The following is a 5,279-nucleotide window of genomic DNA, read 5'->3' as shown; positions in this document are numbered from 1 at the left end:
GCAACGTAATTGTGGCACACGGCATTTCGTCGCCCGAAGCTATCAAAAACATGATCTTCTTGGCCATCCGTCAAGTAGAATCGAAAGTAACCGAACATATTATCGAATCATACGAAGATTAAAAAGAGGTCTTATCAAAGTCAAAAAAACCTTTGGTAAGACCTTTCTTTGTTTCATTGAAAATAAGTTTTAAAAACAATCACTTCTTAACCCAACGGTCAGACCTCTCAGCAAGACCTTTTATATAATGAAATTAAAAGCAGCTATCACTGGTATTCATGGCTATGTGCCAGAAGATGTTTTAACCAACGCAGATTTAGAAAAATTGGTTGATACAAATGATGAATGGATAACCACTCGAACAGGTATCAAAGAACGCCACATTTTAAGAGGAGAAGGTTTAGCTACTTCATACATGGCCTCCGAAGCAGTGAAAGGCTTACTTGCCAAAACAGGAACAGACCCGAAAGATATAGAGTTGGTGATTTGTGCGACGGTAACTCCTGACTACATGTTTCCTTCAACTGCCAACTTGGTATGTACACAGTGTGGAATTCCGAGTATTGGGAGCTTTGATATTTTGGCAGCTTGCTCAGGTTTCTTATATGCTCTTTCGGTAGGTGCTCAATTCATCGAATCTGGCAGGCATAAAAAGGTTATCGTTATCGGTGCCGATAAGATGTCGGCAATAGTTGATTATACTGACCGTACAACTTGCGTACTTTTTGGTGATGGTGCAGGAGCGGTTTTATTAGAACCTACTACCGAAAACGAAGGTGTAATAGATTTCATCCTGAAATCAGATGGTACCGGCGAAAATCACCTAATCATGAAAGGAGGCGGAAGCCGTTTTCCAGCAAGTCATGAGACTGTAGAAAACAGATGGCACAATATTCACCAAGAAGGCCCATCAGTGTTCAAATTTGCTGTGACCAACATGGCAGATGTTTCTGCTGAAATCATGGAGAAAAATAATCTTACGGGCGATGATGTTGCTTGGCTTGTACCTCACCAAGCTAATAAGCGTATCATTGATGCCACTGCTCGCCGTATGGGTATTGGAGATGACAAAGTAATGCTCAATATTCAACGCTACGGTAATACCACTGCCGCAACAATTCCTCTGTGTCTATTCGATTACGAAAAGCAATTGAAAAAAGGTGACAACCTAATTTTAGCGGCTTTTGGTGGTGGATTTACTTGGGGGGCTGCTTATGTTAAATGGGCTATTGGTTGATTTTCAAGTTCCAAATCTTGACTATTGAAACGCCTAATTTGTTTTCGATAATCTTTATGAAATATTTGAAACATCACAAAAAAGCTTCAATATCAAGGCACAACATATAAAAGCAATGAAAAAACTGATATTTTTCTGTATAATTTGCTTATTCACATCGAAAATAACTGCCCAACGAGCAAAAGTTAGTCAAGTATTTTCTTTAGGAGCTGCCTTTAACAGTGGAAAAATTATACCAACTTTTAGTTTTGGCGAACAACTTCACATTGGGCATAATTACCGGCTTGCTATAGGCTCTGGTATTAGAGCAACGATATTTTCTGCCAAGGGAAGTACATTTACCGGACTCAAAAGTCCGTATTTATCAACTACAGTTACGCCGCTGGTTAGTGAGAATATGTTTATACTCAACGCACCAATCTCGGCCGAGTATCAAGGAGATAAAATTGTAGCCGGTTTCAATATTGATTTGATCGGACTAACCTTTGGAAGAAGTAAAGATTCTCTGGCATTTAATAATTATAGAGGTTCTACTGACAATCTATCGGTTAAGCCAACTCAGTTTAATTTTGCACTCGGAAGTGCAGGAAGTACAAACAGTGAAATCTATGTTGGTTTTCGAATCAGAGAAGAAATCACTATAAAAGCAGGCGTTAGTTTCTTATTTACTAAGCTCAATTTACGCTCAACTACCAACGAGCAAATTACAAAGTTAGGAGACTTTGGCCATAGCATGAATGCAATTCCTTTTATAAACTTTGTCTTTAATTTTGAGAAATAGCTTATAATTGATTGATAATAAAATACTTACGAACAAATAATTTAAGATATAATTAGTAATGGCAACAACAGCAGATTTTAGAAACGGTCTTTGTTTGGAATGGAATAATGACCTTTACTCAATCGTAGAATTCCAGCACGTAAAACCAGGTAAAGGCCCAGCTTTTGTAAGAACAAAGCTGAGAAACATCAAAACAGGCAGAGTAATTGATAATACATTTACATCGGGCGTAACGGTTACGACTGCTCGTATCGAAAAAAGAGAATTCCAATTCCTTTACAAAGATGAGGATGGCTATAATTTCATGGAAACCGAAACTTTCGAGCAATTTAACCTCGACGAGAAGATGGTTCCACAAGCTGATTTGATGAAAGACGGCCAAGCAGTTTCAGTATTAGTTCACGCTGAAACTGAAACAATTCTTAGCGTTGAGCTTCCTCAATACGTTGAGCTTCGTGTAACTTACACTGAGCCAGGCTTGAAAGGTGATACTTCTACCAGCCCAAGCAAACCAGCAACAGTTGAGACAGGTGCAACCATCAAAGTGCCTCTTTTCATCGAAAACGATGAATTAATTCGTGTAAATACGAACACTTACGAATACGATTCAAGAGTAAAAGAAGGCAAATAATCAACGGCTTATCTCAAAGGCTCTTTTTGAATGTTCAAAACGAAATATTATCATAGACGATATCTTCAAGAATTTGAAAAGTAGCAAAGAATTAGGTAGCTCCGAAATCATATTTCTGCTTTTCTTATTTCTTTGTAGGTATCGTCTTTCTTTATACATTTGTACGGTAAATACTCAAAAACCACGAAAATTATCTACCCCTCATGGAAACAAAAGATATCCAAAAATTAATAGATTTTATATCTCAATCAGGCTTAGACGAAGTAAACATCGAAACTTCGGAGTTGAAACTTGCCATTAAGCGTTATTCAAATGCCGCTCCAGTAGCTGTTCAAGCACAACCTGCTTATGTTGCCCCAGCTCCAGTAGTAGCGGCTCCAGCTCCTGCACCAGTAGCTGCCCCAGCAACTCCAGCAGCCGCTCCTGCACCAGCAGCCGAAGCAAGCAACTTAATCACTATCAAATCACCAATGATTGGTACATTCTACCGCTCACCTGGCCCAGACAAAGCGAATTTCGTTGAAGTAGGCGATGAAGTATCAACTGGAAAAGTTGTTTGTATCATCGAAGCAATGAAATTATTCAACGAAATTGAGTCAGAAATTTCTGGTAAAATCGTTAAAGTTTTGGTAGAAAACGCAACTCCAGTAGAGTTCGACCAACCTTTGTTCTTGGTTGAGCCAAACTAAAATATAATACGCTCATGGCATCTGTTTATTATCCTCGAACATTTCAAGGTTTTCTTAACTGGAAACCCGAAACTCGCTATAAATACGAGTGGAACAAGGGAAAAATTGAGAAAACTGATAAAATGAAACAACTCGAATTTTTTATTTTGAAAGCTCTTAGTCGTCTTTTTGTAAGGACAAAAGCCTACAAAAATGGAGGCGAACTTCTTACTGAGGGCGATGTTTTAACTTCTAATGAACAATTAAGAAGACCTGATTTGGCTTACTATACAGAAAGTCAAATCATTGAAACAGCTAAGGGTATCAATCAAATTCCAGCCTTTGTCATTGAAATCATTTCTCCGAGCGATAACCAGAATAAAATTTTAGAGAAAAATCAAGAATATTTTGCGGCAGGTGTGCAAGTCATTTGGTTGATTATGCCAAACCTTAAACAGGTACACATATTTACATCACCCAAAAACGTACAAATTTGTACAGATGATGATATTTGTTCGGCAAAACCTGTTCTTGATGATTTTGAAATAAGTGTGAATGATTTGCTTACAGTGCCGAGTTAAATTATATCAATCTACATTAGTTGATTGATAATTTTATCGCAAACAGAAATCCTATGTTCAAAAAAATATTAATAGCCAACCGAGGCGAAATCGCCCTCCGAATTATCAGAACTTGCCGTGAAATGGGCATCAAAACAGTAGCGGTTTATTCTACTGCCGACCGTGAAAGTCTGCACGTAAGATTTGCCGATGAAGCTGTTTGTATCGGGCCAGCGGCCAGCCGTCAGTCATATTTGAGCATTCCGAATATCATTTCGGCGGCTGAAATTACAAATGCCGATGCGATTCACCCAGGCTACGGTTTTTTGTCGGAAAATGCTGAGTTTTCGAGAATTTGTGCCGAATATGGTATCAAATTTATCGGTGCAACTGCCGACCAAATCAACTCAATGGGTGACAAGGCAACTGCCAAAGCGACCATGAAAGATTCGGGCGTTCCCGTAATCCCAGGTTCTGAAGGCTTACTTGAGTCAGTGGAAGAAGGTATCCGCCTTTCGGAAGAAATGGGGTATCCTGTTATCATCAAAGCAACTGCTGGTGGTGGTGGCCGTGGTATGAGAATTATCAACAATTCATCGGAATTCCAAAAAGCATGGGACGACGCCAAAATGGAATCGGGTGCGGCTTTCGGAAACGATGGTTTATATTTAGAGAAGTTTATCGAAGAACCTCGCCACATCGAAATTCAGATTGTGGGCGACCAAAACGGTCGAGTTTGTCACCTTTCGGAGCGTGACTGTTCGATTCAACGTCGTCACCAAAAATTGGTTGAAGAAACTCCTTCACCGATTGTTTCGCAAGAATTACGTGAGAAAATGGGTGAAGCGGCCATCAAAGGTGCAGCAGCCATTGGCTACGAAGGTGCAGGAACGATTGAGTTTTTGGTCGATAAACACGGTAAATTCTATTTCATGGAAATGAATACTCGTATTCAGGTAGAGCACCCAATTACGGAAGAAGTTACCGATTTCGATTTGATTAAAGAGCAAATCAAAGTAGCGGCAGGTGTGCCGATTTCGGGTACAAACTACTTCCCGAAATTGTATGCAATGGAATGCCGTATCAATGCCGAAGACCCTCGTAATGGCTTCCGTCCATCACCAGGTAAAATCACCAATTTACATTTCCCGGGTGGACACGGCGTGCGTATCGATAGCCACGTGTATGCGGGCTACACGATTCCATCAAACTACGACTCAATGATTGCCAAACTTATCGTTACGGGCCAATCAAGAGAAGAGGTGTTGACTCGTATGAAACGTGCCTTACAAGAGTTTGTGATTGAAGGTATCAAAACTACGATTCCGTTCCACATCAAATTGATGGACGATGAAACTTTCAAATCTGGTAAATTCACAACCAAATTCTTAGAAAGTTTTGA

The 5,279-nt window shown here is 39.6% G+C and carries 6 protein-coding genes and 1 pseudogene; all 7 read left to right on the top strand.

The window, feature by feature from the left end; all coding sequences use genetic code 11:
* A pseudogene (locus tag ACOVO2_RS15305) lies at positions 1-122 on the top strand (phosphate--acyl-ACP acyltransferase); the annotation flags it as partial.
* A 125-nt stretch (positions 123-247) separates the two neighbouring features.
* A complete protein-coding gene (locus ACOVO2_RS15300) occupies positions 248-1,237 on the top strand; it encodes a beta-ketoacyl-ACP synthase III (protein ID WP_421770819.1) in 990 nt (329 codons plus the stop codon).
* A gap of 115 nt (positions 1,238-1,352) precedes the next feature.
* Positions 1,353-2,018 (top strand): hypothetical protein, encoded by a 666-nt coding sequence (locus ACOVO2_RS15295; RefSeq protein WP_421770818.1) that lies wholly within the window; start codon positions 1,353-1,355, stop codon positions 2,016-2,018.
* A gap of 58 nt (positions 2,019-2,076) precedes the next feature.
* Positions 2,077-2,649 (top strand): elongation factor P, encoded by a 573-nt coding sequence (gene efp, locus ACOVO2_RS15290; RefSeq protein WP_188770159.1) that lies wholly within the window; start codon positions 2,077-2,079, stop codon positions 2,647-2,649.
* Between the two features lie 203 nt (positions 2,650-2,852).
* Positions 2,853-3,338, top strand: a complete 486-nt coding sequence (accB, locus tag ACOVO2_RS15285) for an acetyl-CoA carboxylase biotin carboxyl carrier protein (RefSeq protein ID WP_421770817.1) — start codon at positions 2,853-2,855, stop codon at positions 3,336-3,338.
* A 14-nt stretch (positions 3,339-3,352) separates the two neighbouring features.
* On the top strand, positions 3,353-3,898 hold the full coding sequence (locus ACOVO2_RS15280) for a Uma2 family endonuclease (RefSeq protein WP_421770816.1): 546 nt from the start codon (positions 3,353-3,355) through the stop codon (positions 3,896-3,898).
* A gap of 53 nt (positions 3,899-3,951) precedes the next feature.
* On the top strand, positions 3,952-5,279 hold a 1,328-nt coding region (accC, locus tag ACOVO2_RS15275), incomplete at its 3' end, for an acetyl-CoA carboxylase biotin carboxylase subunit (RefSeq protein WP_421770815.1).

The organism is Emticicia sp. (assembly GCF_049241225.1).
Taxonomy (GTDB): domain Bacteria; phylum Bacteroidota; class Bacteroidia; order Cytophagales; family Spirosomataceae; genus Emticicia.
The sequence above is the reverse complement of the archived record's forward strand: the minus strand, read 5'-3'. Positions and strand labels throughout refer to the sequence as shown.